Consider the following 15,734-nt stretch of genomic DNA (forward strand, 5'->3'; position numbering starts at 1 on the left):
AATTTTATGAGATTTGAAGTCAAAATAAACTTTCTTTTATTTAAATTTTGAAGTAAAATTTAGAAAGTAAAAGGTCAATGTCGTTTTATTGTATTTTTTACCATTAAATTTTCACAAAATTTTATGTTTATTGTTATGCTTCTCATTAACAAAATAAAGATGAAATATTTATGTAAGATTTTACTAAATTCTAAAATAAATTAAAAATATCCCATTTAATTATTTTTAATTTATTTAGCTATAATGAGTTAAAAGGATTTATCGTGCAAGAAAATGAAATTTTAGAAAATATGCTCAAACTACAACAAAAACTCAACGATGAAACAAACGGCTTAGGTTGGGAAAATGGCTATACAAAAGAAGGTAAGCTCATAAGCTTTAGACGTTGCATTTATATGGAATGTGCTGAACTTATGGATTCTTTTACTTGGAAGCATTGGAAAAACATTCACACTCCTACAAATTGGGAAAATGTCCGCATTGAGATTGTTGATATTTGGCATTTTATTTTAAGTCTTGTGCTTGAAACTTATCATAATAAACATCACAGAGATTTTAATTTTATAGCTATGGAACTTAGCTCAATCAATGTTTTTAAAGATTTTTGCAAAGAGGAAAGCACACCGAATGAAAATGATATTTATGGCATTTTAAACGATATTGAATTGATTATCCATAAATGCAGTGGTTTTGGTCTTGATTTGTGTGAGCTTTTATCTGCTTATTTCACTCTATCCATAAAATGTGGCTTAAATTTAGAAAGTCTCTATAAAATTTATATCGGTAAAAATGTCCTCAATGCCTTCAGACAAGATCATGGCTATAAAGAAGGTCTCTACAAAAAAAAATGGAATGGTAAAGAGGACAATGAAGTCTTAAATGAAATTTTAAAAAATGAGTTCAGCTATGATGCGATTTATCAGAGTTTAAAAAAATATTATGAGAAGGTTTTATGATTGAAATTTTACAACTCTCTCTTAGGGATTTTTTTACCTTAAAATTTTTAAAATATACTCTTGTGCCTTTTATTGTGAGTTTTATTTTTTTAGGAATCTTTGCCTTTTTTGGCTTTTCGCTTTTGCTTGAATACTTCAACACTCTCTTTGGTGAAGGAAATGAAATTTTAGCTTGGTTTTATTCTTTTGCTTTTATCCATTTTTTAATAGGAGTTTTAAGTTTTTTGCTCACTTCTTTTGTGTTTATATTTGCTTCGGTTTTTTTAGCAATCCTTATCACCTCTTTTCTTACACCCTATATCGCTTCACAAATCAATGCAAAATATTATCATCACGAGCTTAAAAACAAGGTTTCAATCTTAAAAGTCTTTCTTCATATGCTTTGGATTTTAATCAAATTCATAGGGCTTTTTATCCTTGCAACCCTTTTGCTTTTTTTGCCTTTTATCAATCTTTTTGTTTATTATGTTGTGATTTATTATCTCTTTCATAATTTTTTGATTTTAGATGTATCAAGCTCAATCCTCAATCAAGACGAATTTAAAAAATTTTGCTCACAATCCTCTGCACTTGAATTTAAATTCAGCACTCTTTGCTTTTATATCATCTCGTCAGTGCCATTTTTAGGGATTTTATTGCAAGTGTTTTTTGTGATTTTTCTCACGCATCTTTTTTATCAAAAAGTTTTGAATTTAAATCACAAGGTTCTAAATGATGATGATACAAATAAGCCCTAAGCAATCTTGGAATTTTAGCCTGACGGCATTTTTCCTTAAAGCTCTTAGGCAATTTCTCACATAATTCATAATTAAAAATCAAAGCCCTCTCATCATTCAAACCCTGTTTAAAATAAACAATACCCACTTTTGAACTCACGACACAATCACCCTTTAAAGCCTCTTTTCTTTGTGCCCAACTCATGACAACGCCTCTTTTTTTTACAGCCTTAGAAATAAGACTTTCATGTTTTTTGCAAATTAAAATTCCTTTAAATTCTAAAATTTCGCTTTCTTTTTCATCGCCTAAAAAATCTTGCAAATCCTTACCAAGATACTCAAAACTTTTTTTAACCCCTTTAGAAAATTGCGTGATAAAATCTTTTGCAAAATGTTTTCTTATAAAATTTCTAAAATATTTTTCATTCTCATTGCTCTCATCGTTAAAATATTTTATTTTTCTTTGTTTTAAAAATGCTAAAATTTCATCTTTACTGACAAAAAGCAAGGGACGCACAAGAGTGAAAAATTCACATTTTTCTCTGTCTTTCATTCCTATGAGTTCAGCCAAACCCGCCCCCTTTGAAAACTGCATCAAAAACCACTCAAAAAGGTCATTAAGCTGGTGAGCTAAGATTAAATTTTGATATTGCTCCTCGCAACAAAGTTTCTCAAAAAAAGCATATCTAAAATCTCTGGCTTGTTTTTCAAAATTATTTTTAAAATAAGGTGCATTTTGAATGAAAATTTTTTTATGAAATTTTTGAGCCAAATGCCTCGCTTCAAGCTCTTCTGTGTCGCTATGAATCCTTGTTTTATAATTGATAAAAACCAAGTCAAATTCAATATTAAAATCCATCAAAATATAAAAAAGAGCTGTAGAATCACTTCCATAAGAAAAAGCAAGGAGATTTTTTTGCCCCCTAAGTGCTTCTAAAATTTCATTTTTAATCATCAATTTTTCTTAAGGCTCTTGCAAGAAGTTTTTTATCCAAACTTTGCAAAATTTCACACTCATAAAGCTCTCCCATTTCCAAAGTTCCGCATAAACTTTCATTGATGAGAATCTCTCCATCAATATCTCTATCCCATCTTAAATCTTTTCCAGCAATAAAAAATTCGCCCTCGCTGCTTTTACCTGTGCAAAAAACCTTGCGAATTTGACCAAGTTCTCTCTTAAAACTTTTTTCTGTGCTTTCATCGACAATTTTTTCTAAAATTTTAAGCCTTGATTGTATGATTTTAGGACTAATTTGTTGCATATTAAAAGCAGGAGTTTGCTCTTCTTTAGAATATGCAAAAACACTGATTCTATCAAAATGAAATTCTTTAACAAATTCACAAAGTTCTTTAAAATCCTCCTCATCTTCAAAGGGATGTCCTACGATAAAACCCGTTCTTAAAAAACTATCCGGTGCGGCTTTCATTAAATTTAAAAGCTTTTTAAGTCTTGATTTTGTGCTCCCTCGTTTCATAAGTTTGAGCATTTTATCACTAATATGTTGCAGAGGCATATCAAAATAATTGACAAAAATTTTAGAATCAATAATCCTTTGTATCAAAGCCTCACTCAAACTTGTAGGATAAAGATATAAAATTCGTGCTGCTCTTATACCTTTGATTTTTTCAAGTTCATCAATCAACGCAATCAAGCCATTTTTAACGCCTTTATCCAAAAGATAAGAACTGCTATCTTGTGCAATGAAAGAAAAATCCTTATAACCTCGCAAAACAAGTTCTTTAACCTCCTTAACCACACTTGAAATTTCTCTAGATTTTAACCTGCCTTTAAAACTTGGTATTGCACAAAATGAACATTTTTGATTGCAACCTTCAGAAATTTTGATGAAAGTATGAAAATTTGAACCCGTGATTAAACGTTGAGTTTCTTCACTTTGCAAATAAACCTCAGGTGAAAATAAATTTTGTCTTTTAAGAATAAGCTCATCGATTTTTTCATAATCCCCCACTCCCGTAAAAAGATCCACTTCAGGCAATTCTTTCATCAATTTATCTCTATATCTTTGCATCAAACAGCCGGTTACGACTAAGAGTGAATCCTTCTTACGTTTTTGATGCAAACTTAAAATAGCATGAATGCTTTCTTTTTTTGCACTTTCTATAAAACCGCAAGTATTAACGATAAGCACATGGGCTTCACTAGGCTCATCGGTGAGCTTGTATTTGCTCAATCTTCCTAACATAATCTCACTATCAACCAAATTTTTATTACAACCTAAAGATAAAATATAAAGTTTTTGCATAAGTTCTGCCTTAATTTTTTTCGCATTATACCTAAAAATTTAAATTTTCTTTGACGCATAAAAAATTCATCATACAAATCAAGTGTAAAATTGAGAAATAATTGTATAAAAATTCCTTAAAATTTAAGAAAAATGGCATTGTTTTTTTAATCAATACAAGTTTTAATCACTGCTAAAGTTTGTTTGGGCTAAAATATTAATTAATTTTATTCTACGAGAAGATTTTATGGATAATTACGAATTGAGCGAACTTTTAAAAAATCTTAAAAATAAAATAAACAATATTGCTTCAATCATCAAGCCTGAAAATTTAAAAACAAGACTTGATGAACTCTTAAAGCTTGAAAATTCTCCTGATTTTTGGCAAGATATTAAAAAAGCCGGACTCATAGGCAAAGAAAAGAATCAACTCACCCTCTTGCTTAAAAATTATGAAGAGGCTTTTAATTCCCTTAAAGATACTGAAGAACTCTTTGATTTAGCCAATGCAGAAAATGACAATGAAACCTTAGAAGCTTTATTTAATGATGTTCCAAAGCTTGAAGATACTATCACAAAACTCGAAATTTCAATGCTTTTAAGCGGAGAAAATGACAATAAAAATGCTATTGTTTCAATCCATCCGGGAGCTGGTGGAACAGAGAGCAATGATTGGGCTAGTATGCTTTATAGAATGTATTTGAGATTTTGCGAAAGGGAGGGTTTTAAGGTTGAAACCTTAGATTTTCAAGAAGGAGACGAGGCGGGACTTAAAGATGTGAGTTTTTTGGTTAAGGGGGAAAATGCTTACGGCTATTTTAAGGCTGAAAATGGAATTCATCGTCTTGTAAGAACCAGTCCTTTTGATAGTGCTGGACGTAGGCATACAAGCTTTTCTAGCGTGATGGTGAGTCCGGAGCTTGATGAAGATATAGAAATAGAGATTGAAGAAAAAGATATAAGGATTGATTATTATAGAGCAAGTGGTGCGGGGGGACAGCATATCAACAAAACCGAATCGGCTGTGCGTATCACTCATATGCCCAGTGGAATTGTCGTGCAATGTCAAAATGATAGAAGTCAGCATAAAAACAAAGCCACAGCTTTTAAAATGCTAAAATCGCGTCTTTATGAGCTTGAGCTTTCAAAACAACAAGATAAAGCCAACCAAAATGAAAAAAGTGAAATTGCTTGGGGGCATCAAATCCGCTCCTATGTGCTTTTTCCCTATCAACAAGTTAAAGATAATCGCTCAAATGAGTCTTTTTCTCAAGTCGAAAATATACTTGATGGAGACATTAAAAAACTCATTGAAGGGGTTTTGATTGCTCTTAAGAATTGATTTGTTTCTTAAATTTTATCTGTAGGAATGTGTTATGATTGTCAATCAAACTTATGAGATTGATTCTTGTGATGATGTTGAACTTGAACTCAAAAGAGAATCCAAACTTGAATTCAGACTTTGTTTTGATGATGAAAAAGTTATACAAACTTTGTTTTTTATCATACCCGGATGCGGAGGGGATGCAGATTCAAATTATAGAGAGCATTTAGCTTCTTTTGTGGCTGAAAATTTCAATGTGGCTGTGGTGAGTGTGAATTATCATTGTATAGGCAATCGCCCTCAAACAGGAGCAAAAGCTTATTTTGATGAGATTGACACACTTATCATCAATGAACATTTAAAAGTCTTTAAACTCAATCATAAAATACCCTCAAAAACAATGGATATTGAAACGATGCATAAAGAATTTATGGCTTTTGATGAACTCATACAGGCTCAAAAAGATGCAGGAAAAATTGCTCAAAATTATATTCTTAAATTTCCTATCTCCTTCATTCCCACCAAAAACGAATACCAAAATTTTGGCATTATGCAAGCACAGGATTTAATCAATGCTTTGCTTTATATCAAAGCTAATCCGCCTTTTAGTCTAAGGAGGGGGGGGGATTTGCGTGTGATTATGCTAGGAAGCTCACACGGAGGATATTTAGCTCATTTAACTGCTAAGATTGCACCCTATCTCGTTGATGCTGTGATTGATAATTCTTCTTATGCAAAATTCTCTTGGCATTATATTGGTTTTGGAAAGGAGATTGATTTTATAAGTATAAAATATAGAGAAGTAAATCCTATTATAGGTAAAAACACCTATATTTATCCCTTTAGCAAAACCCTTTGGACGAGCAATCAACATTCTAAGAATTTCTTTTCTCCTACAAGAAGGCAAATCAGAAATATTTTAGAACCTCATCATCTTAAAATTCAAAGCAAATATCCTAAGCCCTATTATGTCAGCTATCATTCTTTATATGATACAATCATAGCACCACCACAAGAAAAAGCTGAACTCTATAAAATCTTAAAAGATTTAAATTTCAATGCAAGATTAAGAATGATTTGTTCTGCTGATGAAATTGATGGGAAATTTATAAAAAATTTAAGTCATGGAATGGGAATGAGTCTAAAGACTTTGATTTTAAAAGAATTGCCCTTAATGCTTGAAAATTTAAAACAAAATCCTAAACAACAATGGGACAATACAAGCATTAGCTATCCTTGTGAAGATACAATCTATCATTTTAGTCAAAAAGAAGCTAAGATAGTTTTAGAATGCGAGGAGTTAAAGAAATAAATTTATATTTAATTATACATTGAGATAAATTATAATTTAACCCGATTATGCTTTATAAAAACTCTTAAAATTATAATGAGTTGATTTGTTATTTTAAGTCATTTTTGTTTTAAAATTTAATGCTTTATTTTTTATCTCTTAAAATAATATGAAAATTATAAATAAAATTAAAAAAATTTTATGCCTTGTTTTTATGTTTTATTTTCTCAAATATGTTTGAGACTTTTAAGTCTTGTTATAAAATCAATTTTTTACGAATAAGCTAAAAAATTAACTTAATTGAGATATATTTTGATATTTTTATACTTTTAGGAATTTAATGCTTGAACATTTTAGTTATGGTTCTCTTTTTATGATAAGTTTTCTCTCAAGCACTCTTGTGCCTCTTGCAAGTGAGGCTTTTGTTTTAGCTTTTATAAAACTTGATTTTAACCCTTACATCGTGCTTTTTATCGCAACTTTTGCAAATACTTTAGGAAGTTTAAGCACTTATTTTCGCATTATAATTCAATCAAGTTTTTATATATTCAGTCCATTTGGCGACGCAAGAAAGTAGGCGTTTCAATCTGTGCCATCATCTCTTCATCATAACCCCCACTGATTTTTTTAAGATTGATGTAAGGATTTTTCTTATTCTGTGTTTCTGCATTGTTTTTAGGCTCGTTTTCATTAGATTTATCTTCAAATCCTGTCGCAATAATCGTTACTTCAACCCTATCTTCCATGCTATCATCAATAGTTGTTCCCCAGATAATCTTAGCATTTTCATCAACAATTTCTTGCACACTATTTGCAGCAGCAGAAATTTCAAAGAAAGAACACTCTGAACTTGTTTTAAAGTGTAAAATCACACCTTTAGCCCCCCTAATATCCATACCATCAAGTAAAGGAGATTCTAAAGCATTAGATAAAGCTTCTTCTAAGGCATTTTCTCCTGAAGAACTTCCCGTTCCCATCAAAGCAAGTCCTCTATGACTCATAATCGTTCTAACATCAGCAAAATCGACATTTATATCGCCATTATCCATCAATATAGACACCATTCCCCTTACGGCACGGGCTAAAATATCATCAACAAGCTTGAAAGCATCTTTAATCCCAGCTTTTTTATCGATAATGCTTAAGAGCTTTTCATTTTGAATAACCAGTATAGAATCACTTTCTTTTTTAAGTTCAGCAAGTCCATTTTCAGCAAGTTTTCTTCTTTGTTTTCCCTCAAAATTAAAAGGCATGGTTACCACTGAAACGGTTAAAGCTCCAATCTCTTTTGCGGCTTGAGCGATGATAGGAGTTGCACCGGTTCCAGTGCCTCCACCAAAACCAGAAGCGATAAAAACTATATCACTTTGACTCAAAGCAGCTTTTATTTCCTCAAAACTTTCTCTAGCACTTTCAGCCCCTACTTCAGGTTGCATTCCAGCACCCAAACCCTTTGTTTTCTTTTCTCCAAGTTGAATTTTAGTTTTAGCTAAAGAATTTGCAATAGCTTGTGCATCAGTATTTGCTGCAATCAAATCCAAATCATTAAGTCCCATTTTTATCATATGATTAATCATATTACCGCCGCCGCCGCCGCAGCCTATTACCTTTATTTTTGCACCCTTGCTGTGTTGAACTTCCTCGACTAAAAATTCACTCATAAAATTCTCCTTGTTAGAATTGATTCATAATTTTGTTCCAAACCTTAGAAAACATACTTGTTTTTTTCTGTTTGGACTCTTTAAAATCCAATTGCTCTTGTTGCAATGCAATTGTATCATTTTCTTGCAAATCTTGGTTAAAAAAATCAGTTTTTATTTCATTTTCTTGTTGTTCTTTTTGTGAAATGGAATTTGATTTGATTTGATGATTGAAATTTTCAATCTCACCTTTATATCTTAACTTTTCATTAGAGTCAAGCTCATAAGGGGTAAAATACCCCGCCCCATAAAGACAAAGCCCAATTGCACATGTATTTTCAGGATCATTAAAAATTTCACTAAAACCCATAATCAAATCCTTTCTAGCTGTTGCTAAACGAATGGATTTGTTATCAAAAATCGAAGGTGCTAATTCATCAATTCCGGCTAATTTTGTCATACCACCCGTTAAAACCACTCCTGCACCTATGGTATTTGCATAACGATTTTCACTTAGAATTTTCGCTAAAATCATTAAAGTTTCTTCAGCTCTTGCATAAATCACATTTGAAATAATATCTAAAGAAACTTCATTGACTTTTCTTTCATCACCCATAGAAGGAATTTGAATCAAAGAATTAGGCTGTTGGCTTAGTGCAGCATAATTAAGCTTGATTTTCTCTGCTTCCTTAAGAGGAGTGTGTAAAGCCATAGACAAATCTTGAGTGATATTAATAGAACCAATTTGCAAACAATCATTATAGCGAATGGAATTTCCCATATGCACAACCATATCGCAAATAGCTCCTCCCATATCAATCAATACGGCTCCAAGCTCCTTTTCACTATCATCTAAACACGCTATGGCAGAAGCATAACCCGATAAAACAATATTATCCACCCTTAAATCTGCAAGCTCAACAGCTTTCTTAAGATTCTTAATATGAGATTCTTGAGAAATGACAATATGAGTTGAAACCTCTAAACGATTGCCACTCATTCCTAAGGGATCATCAACATGTTCTAAATCATTGACCTTAAAATTATAAGGTAAAACATGGATAATTTCATAACCACTTGGTAAATTCGCTGTATGCTTAGCAGTACTTACAGCACGATGAATTTCTTTAATGCCTATTTCATGATTAGGAATATTCACAACGCCTACACTATCGACACTTTTGGTATAAGCACCAGAAATTGAAACAACGACCTTATCATAATGCACCCCGGACATCATTTCAGCACTTCTAACAGCTTCTTCAATGGATTTTGAAGCAAGTTCTATATTGGTAATGGCACCCTTTTTCACCCCATTAGTTTTGGCTTTCGCAAAGCCGATAATCTTCAAACCCTCTTCATCTTTTTGTGCAATTATTGCACAAGTTTGCGTTGAACCTAAGTCAATTCCTAGTATATTCAAGATGATTTCCCTTTATAATAAATTTTAATTGGATATTCTTTTTTAAGTTTTTCAACAAGTTCTTGTTTGATTTCATTGGCTTTTAAATTCTTTAAATTTTGTTCGAGCATAGTTTTATACTGCTGAATTTTTTCTGGATTTGGCATTAATTTTTGTGCATTAATCTTATAAAGTATAGCTTTATCATCATTTAAAAGCACATAAGATTTGTTTTCATCAGAATTGAAAACATTCATTAAAAAATAACTGAATTGAGAATCATTGAGAATTTTTTCATCAATTTTTTGTGAATCTCTTTGAGAATCTCGACTAAAAAATCCTATATTTGTCCCCTTAAAAGTTTCTAAAGAATTTTGGGCTTTTTGTTTAAGAATTTCCCGTGCTTTTTCACTCAAATAAATCGGCAAAACCTCTTCTTTTGCCTCTTCAAAATTCTTAATACGTGCAGGATTAACCTGCTTAAGCTTAATGATATTATAACCTTTTGCAAATTCAAAAGGTCTTAAAATATCGCCATTTTTAGCTTTTGCTAAAAGTTCAAGCGGATAATACACATCATTATCTGTGATATTTAAATCTTTTTGAAAGGCTATTTTACCATCTTTGAGTTCTAAAAATTTTTCATTGGCAACATTTCTAAGTTTATTTAAAGCATAAGCCTTGATTACATCATCTTTTGCTTCTTCAAAGCTTAAAATTTTACCATTAAAATCCTTATACTTAGAATTATCCTCATTATAAAAAGCTTGAAGTTCTTTATCATCGTAATTTTGCTCATCAGGTTTTAAAAAATAACTTGAAATTTCATAAATTCTTTGAGTTTTAAAATCCTCTTTATGCTCCTCCCAAACTTTTTTAAGCTCCCCTTCGTCAATTTTAATATCTTTTTGATTGAAATCAATTTCTTCTATGCTTAAAGAATCTCTCATAAAATAGCTTGATGCAAGCATTTTAAATTCCTCTTCTTTTTGAGGTAGGTTAAAAATTTGATTAAGTTTATTGATAATAACTTCATTTGAAAGACCTTGCTCGTAGTCTTTTGTGCTGATATGATTGAGTCTTAAAAGCTCATAATAAATGCTTTTGTCAAAATCCCCGTTTTGATTTTGAAATGCAGGAGTATGAGCGAGTTCTTGTAAAATTTCATTTTCGCTTGAAGTTAAACCTAAATTTTTAGCAAAATTAAGCAAGAGTTTATCTTCAATCAAAGAGCTCAAAGCCATATTTTCTACATTTTCTTTTAATTTTTCATCTTTTTCTAAGGCTCCGTTGCTGATTTGATTATAATAGCCAAAAATTTGATTGTATCTCATATTAAATTCACTAAAAGTGATTTTTTCATCGCCTACAACTGCAACCGATGAGCTGCGGTTAAGATTAAAATCATAAGCACCCCAACCTGCAAAACCAGCTCCAACAAAGGCAATGACACTAATCCATATCGTAATAACAAGATATTTTTTATGATGCTGCATCCAAGTAAGCATAAATGATATTCCTCGATTAAATATAAGCACATATTTTAGCAAATGAGTGTTTAAGTAGAGTTTAATTATTGAATTTTTTTTAATTTTTTATAACAGATTTTTGATATAATTATACTTTAAAAAATAAAAAATTTAGGATAAAAATTTGCAAATTCCTCACACACCTGTATTATTAGAAGAAGTGAAAGAAATTTTTAAAAATTGCGACGAAGGTGATTTTTTAGATTGCACCTTAGGCTATGCAGGACATAGTAAAAATTTGCTTAAAACACACTCAAAACTTCACCTTATAGGTTGCGATCAAGACATAAACGCCCTTGAATTTTCTAAAAAATCTTTAGAAAATTTCAAAGAAAGAATACAATTGTATCATTGTAATTTCAGCGAAATTTTAGATAAAATTCACACAAATAATTTAAGAGGTATTTTAGCAGATATTGGGGTTTCGTCTTTGCAACTTGACAAAAATGAAAGAGGTTTTGCTTTAAATTCTGATTTTTTAGATATGAGAATGAATCAAGATTCTCCTCTAAGTGCCTATGAAATTGTGAATTTTTATCCTAAAGAAAAACTTGCTTTTATTTTTAAAGAATATGGAGAATTAAAAGACTCTGAATTTCTGGCTCATAAAATTTGCGAACAAAGGGCTAAAAAAGAGATTAAAAGTGCTAAAGAGCTTTTTGAAATTATCGGTAAAATGAGATTTGATAACAGAAAAATTTTGAAAGCAACCCTACTTTTTCAAGCCTTAAGAATCGAAGTCAATCAAGAGCTTGACGCACTCAATCGTTTTTTAATGCGTTTAGAAAATTTAAGACTTAAAGATTGTATTTTGGCAATCATTTGCTTTCATTCTTTAGAAGATAGAATGGTCAAAAATTTTTTTAAAAAATGGAGCAAGGCTTGTATTTGTGATGATTTAGCTTTAAAATGTGAATGCGGGGCAAATCATAATTTAGGTAGAATTTTAAGTAAAAAACCCATTGTGCCAAGTGAGGATGAAAAAAGGAATAATTCTCGTTCAAGTTGTGCTAAGATGCGTGTTTTTCATTTTCAAAATTAAGGGTAAAATGTGCTAGAAGATGATTTTTTAAAAGAAAGACAAAACATAAGAGAAAAAATGCTTAAATATTCAAGGGCTATCAATCAAGGAAAGCCTTTAGATGAAGAATTTAAAGATGAATTTTCTAGTGATGATATTTTAAGAAGAAGGTTTAAAAACAAAAAAAGATTGTCTTTAGAATCTTTTGAAGAAACAAAGGATTCTAAAACTTCTAATATTTATCTTAAAGAAGATTTAATCAATGTTAAATTAGAAGAAAAACAAAGTCTAGCCCTTAAAATTTTATCCCATTTAAGCAAAAAAAAAGAAAAAAAGAAAAATGAAAAAATAGACAAAAAGACAAAAAAAATTTTTAATTTTTCTCTTAAAAAGAAAAATGATAAAAAAATACTTGAAAAACCCCATTTAAAGGAAATTCCAAAAGAAGAAATAGAAAAAAAATCAAACATCTTTGATAAAAAAAATACAACGCAAAAAAACGATTTAAAAGAAAAAATTATAGAAAAAAATGAGATTAAAACTCAAAATTTAAAAAAAGATTCAGAATTAAAAACTGACATTAAAACCAAAAAAAATATTACAAATCTTAACATTGAAAAAAAAGATGAACATATAAAAAACATCAATGAAGACAATGAAAAAACAAAAAATGTCTTGCTAGAAGGTTTTAGTGCAGCAACAAAAGAGGATAGAAATCTCAACTCTAATCACTTGCTTTTTGCGATTTTATTTGTAAGTTTTGCTTTATTTTTGTTTGCTCCTCAAATTTATATAAGGAATCAAATTTATTATTTAAGTCGTGAAATTGCCTCACTTAGAGCTGAAGAAAGTGTTTTAAATGAAGAGAGTAAGGAGCTTAAAAGAAAGCTTGAAAATATGCGTTTTCAAAATCAAATTTTAGATTATTTAGAATAAAAATTAAATTTGAAAAATACAAGATATGTAAATAAAACCTTGATAAATATTAAGCAAAATTTGGATTAAAATCCTCTTTTTTAAAATCATTTAAATTTTTAAATTCAATCATAATAAAATATTTTATTTACAAATTTAAACGCTATAATAAAACAAAATTTTAAAACATTTTTTATTATAAATTCTTCAACAATTCCCTATCTAAATATCTTTCTAATTTATCAGCAAAAATCGTGATTATGGTTTTATTTTTTACCCTTTGTGCTAATTTTAAACTCGCCATTAAATGAGCTCCTGATGAAATTCCTGCTAGAATTCCTTGTTTTGAAGCCAAAATTCTTACACCCTCTAAGGCTTCTTCATCGCTGATTTTAATCACTTCATCAATTAAATTTATATCCATATTTTTAGGGATAAAATCATTGCCTATGCCCTCAATTTTTGAACAAATGTTTTGACTATTTCCACCGATAATTGAATCTAAAGGGTCGCAAAGTATGGCTTTAATCTTAGGATTTTTTTCTTTAAGATATTGAGCAATTCCGCTAAAAGTCCCACCACTTCCAGCCCCACATACAAAATAATCAATCGCACCCTTGCAATCTTTATAAAGCTCTTTTGCTGTCGTTGAATAATGTGCCTTTGGATTATCTGGATTGTCAAATTGAGATAAACTGACGCTATGTTTAATTTCAGCTAAAAGTTCTTTGGTTTTGTTGATTGCTCCTTGCATACCTTCTTGAGCAGGAGTATTAATAATCTTTGCTCCTAAAGCCTTCATAAGAATTTGCTTTTGAGATGAAAATTTACTCGGCACAACCATAATGCAAGGATAATTATATTTTAAAGCCCCTAAAGCAATGCCAAGCCCTGTATTCCCAGCTGTTGGTTCTATAATCACACTTCCTTTTTTTAAAACACCCTTTTTTTTAGCCTGTTTAACCATATAAAGCCCTATGCGGTCTTTAACGCCACCGGCAGGATTTAAGAATTCACATTTTCCTAAAATTTTATTTTGATTAGGAATAGAAATTTTTCTAAGATGAAGCAAGGGCGTGTTTGCAACAATTTCACTTAAATCTTTAATCAACATCTTAAGACTTTTTAGCTAAATCAATAGCTTGAGTTAAATCTGCTATCAAATCATCTGCATCCTCAATGCCTACGGATAATCTTATGAGATTTTCTTTGATACCGATTTTTTCTCTAATCTCCTTTGGAATTGAAGCATGAGTCATAGAAGCAGGGTGGCAAAGTAAAGATTCTACGCCTCCTAAAGACTCTGCTAAAACGATGATGCGAGTGTTTTGACATAATCTTTTATAATCATATTTTTTATTGAGTTCAAAGCTTATCATTCCACCACCTGCTTTGGCTTGAGCTTTTTGAATTTCATAACCTTCATCACTCTTTAAAAAAGGATAATACACCCTATCAATTGCCTTATGCTTTTCTAAAAAATTTGCAATTTTTAAAGCATTTTCGCAATGTTTTTGCATTCTAAGTCCAAGAGTTTTAATCCCTCGCACCAGCAAAAAACTATCAAAAGGGGCTAAAACTGCACCTATGGAATTTTGTAAAAATCCTATCCTCTCTGCTAAATTTTTATCCTTTGTAACAATGAGTCCAGCAACCAAATCACTATGCCCACCCAAATATTTAGTTGCTGAATGCACTACAATATCAACCCCTAAATCCAAAGGTTTTTGTAAATAAGGAGTCATAAAAGTGTTGTCAATGATGCTTAAAATTTTATGTTTTTTTGCGATTTTTACAAGTTCTTTGATTGAAACCACTTGCATCAGCGGATTTGCAGGGGTTTCAAAAAATATTGCTTTCACACAAGAATCGATTTTACTTTCTAAAAGTTTAACATCTCTCATATCAATGATTTCATAAGTGATTTCAAAATTTGAAAAGACCTTATCTAAAACCCTGAAAGTTCCGCCATATACATTACTTGAGATTAAAATTTTATCTCCACTTTTAAACAAACTAAACGCACAAGAGCTTGCTGCCATTCCTGAAGCAAAAGCAAAGCCAAATTGACCATTTTCTAATTCTGCTATGAGCGTTTCTATAGCATCTCTTGTGGGATTTTTTGTGCGCGAATACTCATAACCTGAATTTTGACCCAAAGCCTGTTGTGCATAAGTTGAAGTTTGATAAATAGGGAAATTAACAGCCTTGGTTCTAGGATCTGTTGTCGCTCCGCCGTGAATGAGTAATGTGTCCATTTTATAATTTTTCATAAAAATTTCCCTTTCTTAAGGATTATAAAGATAAAAAATATCCTAGTTTAGCCACAAAAAACTTAAGCTATACTTAAAATTTGATTAAATGGATATAACTTTATAATATAATTAAGTGCAAAAATTTTAGATATTTTTTAACTTTTGAATTTTAATTGTCTAGAATTTTAAGATAAATTTTACTCTTTTAACTCAATTTTCAATTGAAATTAAATTCATTCAGCTTCATTGATATACAATGATGATTTTTCAAAAAAGCTTAAATCATTTTAAATTAAAAAACTTAATTTTTTATTATTTTAACTTTTATTTAAGAAATATTTGCTAAATTTTCAAAATTAAAAAGTATTTTACACAAAAAGGAGGAATTTATAATGCAAACTCAAGCTTTACAAATTAAATTCGCTCTTTTTATTTTTATGTC

At 30.3% G+C, this 15,734-nt stretch carries 13 protein-coding genes and 1 pseudogene; 7 read left to right on the top strand and 7 right to left on the bottom strand.

All coding sequences use genetic code 11. The features are described 5' to 3' along the window. Positions 1 to 263: 263 nt before the first annotated feature. Together dut and CCUN_RS06100 are read left to right on the top strand one after the other, a co-directional pair. A complete protein-coding gene (gene dut, locus CCUN_RS06095) occupies positions 264 to 956 on the top strand; it encodes a dUTPase (protein WP_027305683.1) in 693 nt (230 codons plus the stop codon). Further along, positions 956 to 1,693 (top strand): EI24 domain-containing protein, encoded by a 738-nt coding sequence (locus CCUN_RS06100; protein WP_051521706.1) that lies wholly within the window; start codon positions 956 to 958, stop codon positions 1,691 to 1,693. The genes dut and CCUN_RS06100 overlap by 1 nt, the downstream gene beginning before the upstream one ends. On the opposite strand, the gene tilS is transcribed toward CCUN_RS06100, so the two are convergent. Beyond that, positions 1,617 to 2,630, bottom strand: a complete 1,014-nt coding sequence (tilS, locus tag CCUN_RS06105) for a tRNA lysidine(34) synthetase TilS (RefSeq protein ID WP_027305682.1) — start codon at positions 2,628 to 2,630, stop codon at positions 1,617 to 1,619. The two genes, CCUN_RS06100 and tilS, sit on opposite strands and share 77 nt — an antisense overlap. Then, the gene (gene rimO, locus CCUN_RS06110) at positions 2,620 to 3,936 is read right to left on the bottom strand and encodes a 30S ribosomal protein S12 methylthiotransferase RimO (RefSeq protein ID WP_027305681.1); all 1,317 of its coding nucleotides are present in this window, start codon (positions 3,934 to 3,936) and stop codon (positions 2,620 to 2,622) included. The genes tilS and rimO overlap by 11 nt, the downstream gene beginning before the upstream one ends. A 226-nt stretch (positions 3,937 to 4,162) precedes the next feature. Here rimO and prfB point away from each other — a divergent pair, with 226 nt between their 5' ends. The 3 genes and pseudogenes from prfB to CCUN_RS06125 form a co-directional block, all read left to right on the top strand. Then, positions 4,163 to 5,257, top strand: a complete 1,095-nt coding sequence (gene prfB, locus CCUN_RS06115) for a peptide chain release factor 2 (RefSeq protein WP_027305680.1) — start codon at positions 4,163 to 4,165, stop codon at positions 5,255 to 5,257. 34 nt (positions 5,258 to 5,291) lie between these two features. Beyond that, positions 5,292 to 6,551, top strand: a complete 1,260-nt coding sequence (locus CCUN_RS06120) for a DUF2920 family protein (protein ID WP_085296663.1) — start codon at positions 5,292 to 5,294, stop codon at positions 6,549 to 6,551. 319 nt (positions 6,552 to 6,870) lie between these two features. Beyond that, positions 6,871 to 7,044 (top strand): annotated as a pseudogene (locus CCUN_RS06125) (YqaA family protein); the annotation flags it as partial. Positions 7,045 to 7,078: 34 nt separating this feature from the next. Here CCUN_RS06125 and ftsZ read toward each other — a convergent pair. From ftsZ to CCUN_RS06140, 3 genes are read right to left on the bottom strand one after another with little or no spacing between them, the layout of a single operon-like run. Beyond that, positions 7,079 to 8,191 (bottom strand): cell division protein FtsZ, encoded by a 1,113-nt coding sequence (gene ftsZ / locus CCUN_RS06130; RefSeq protein WP_027305422.1) that lies wholly within the window; start codon positions 8,189 to 8,191, stop codon positions 7,079 to 7,081. Between the two features lie 13 nt (positions 8,192 to 8,204). Then, positions 8,205 to 9,599, bottom strand: coding sequence for a cell division protein FtsA (gene ftsA, locus CCUN_RS06135; protein WP_088245166.1), 1,395 nt, complete (start codon positions 9,597 to 9,599; stop codon positions 8,205 to 8,207). Then, positions 9,590 to 11,080 (bottom strand): peptidylprolyl isomerase, encoded by a 1,491-nt coding sequence (locus CCUN_RS06140; RefSeq protein WP_027305420.1) that lies wholly within the window; start codon positions 11,078 to 11,080, stop codon positions 9,590 to 9,592. The genes ftsA and CCUN_RS06140 overlap by 10 nt, the downstream gene beginning before the upstream one ends. 145 nt (positions 11,081 to 11,225) lie before the next feature. Here CCUN_RS06140 and rsmH point away from each other — a divergent pair, with 145 nt between their 5' ends. Both rsmH and CCUN_RS06150 read left to right on the top strand, forming a co-directional pair. Next, on the top strand, positions 11,226 to 12,143 hold the full coding sequence (gene rsmH, locus CCUN_RS06145; RefSeq protein ID WP_027305419.1) for a 16S rRNA (cytosine(1402)-N(4))-methyltransferase RsmH: 918 nt from the start codon (positions 11,226 to 11,228) through the stop codon (positions 12,141 to 12,143). A 9-nt stretch (positions 12,144 to 12,152) separates the two neighbouring features. Then, positions 12,153 to 13,058, top strand: a complete 906-nt coding sequence (locus CCUN_RS06150) for a hypothetical protein (protein ID WP_027305418.1) — start codon at positions 12,153 to 12,155, stop codon at positions 13,056 to 13,058. Positions 13,059 to 13,233: 175 nt separating this feature from the next. On the opposite strand, the gene CCUN_RS06155 is transcribed toward CCUN_RS06150, so the two are convergent. Together CCUN_RS06155 and CCUN_RS06160 are read right to left on the bottom strand one after the other, a co-directional pair. Further along, positions 13,234 to 14,151: a PLP-dependent cysteine synthase family protein gene (locus tag CCUN_RS06155; protein WP_027305417.1), complete on the bottom strand. Its 918-nt coding sequence runs from the start codon at positions 14,149 to 14,151 to the stop codon at positions 13,234 to 13,236. A gap of 1 nt (position 14,152) precedes the next feature. Beyond that, complete coding sequence (locus tag CCUN_RS06160) at positions 14,153 to 15,310, bottom strand: trans-sulfuration enzyme family protein (protein ID WP_027305416.1); 1,158 nt, start codon at positions 15,308 to 15,310, stop codon at positions 14,153 to 14,155. Positions 15,311 to 15,734 lie beyond the last annotated feature (424 nt).

The sequence above is a fragment of the Campylobacter cuniculorum DSM 23162 = LMG 24588 genome (assembly GCF_002104335.1).
In the GTDB taxonomy this organism is placed as follows: domain Bacteria; phylum Campylobacterota; class Campylobacteria; order Campylobacterales; family Campylobacteraceae; genus Campylobacter_D; species Campylobacter_D cuniculorum.

Bases quoted from the DNA above. Each gene is read 5' to 3' on its own strand.
- ftsZ (WP_027305422.1), bottom strand. From the start codon at position 8,191: ATGAGTGAATTTTTAGTCGAGGAAGTTCAACACAGCAAGGGTGCAAAA.
- CCUN_RS06140 (WP_027305420.1), bottom strand. From the start codon at position 11,080: ATGCTTACTTGGATGCAGCATCATAAAAAATATCTTGTTATTACGATA.
- rimO (WP_027305681.1), bottom strand. From the start codon at position 3,936: ATGCAAAAACTTTATATTTTATCTTTAGGTTGTAATAAAAATTTGGTT.
- prfB (WP_027305680.1), top strand. From the start codon at position 4,163: ATGGATAATTACGAATTGAGCGAACTTTTAAAAAATCTTAAAAATAAA.
- CCUN_RS06155 (WP_027305417.1), bottom strand. From the start codon at position 14,151: ATGTTGATTAAAGATTTAAGTGAAATTGTTGCAAACACGCCCTTGCTT.
- CCUN_RS06120 (WP_085296663.1), top strand. From the start codon at position 5,292: ATGATTGTCAATCAAACTTATGAGATTGATTCTTGTGATGATGTTGAA.
- CCUN_RS06160 (WP_027305416.1), bottom strand. From the start codon at position 15,310: ATGAAAAATTATAAAATGGACACATTACTCATTCACGGCGGAGCGACA.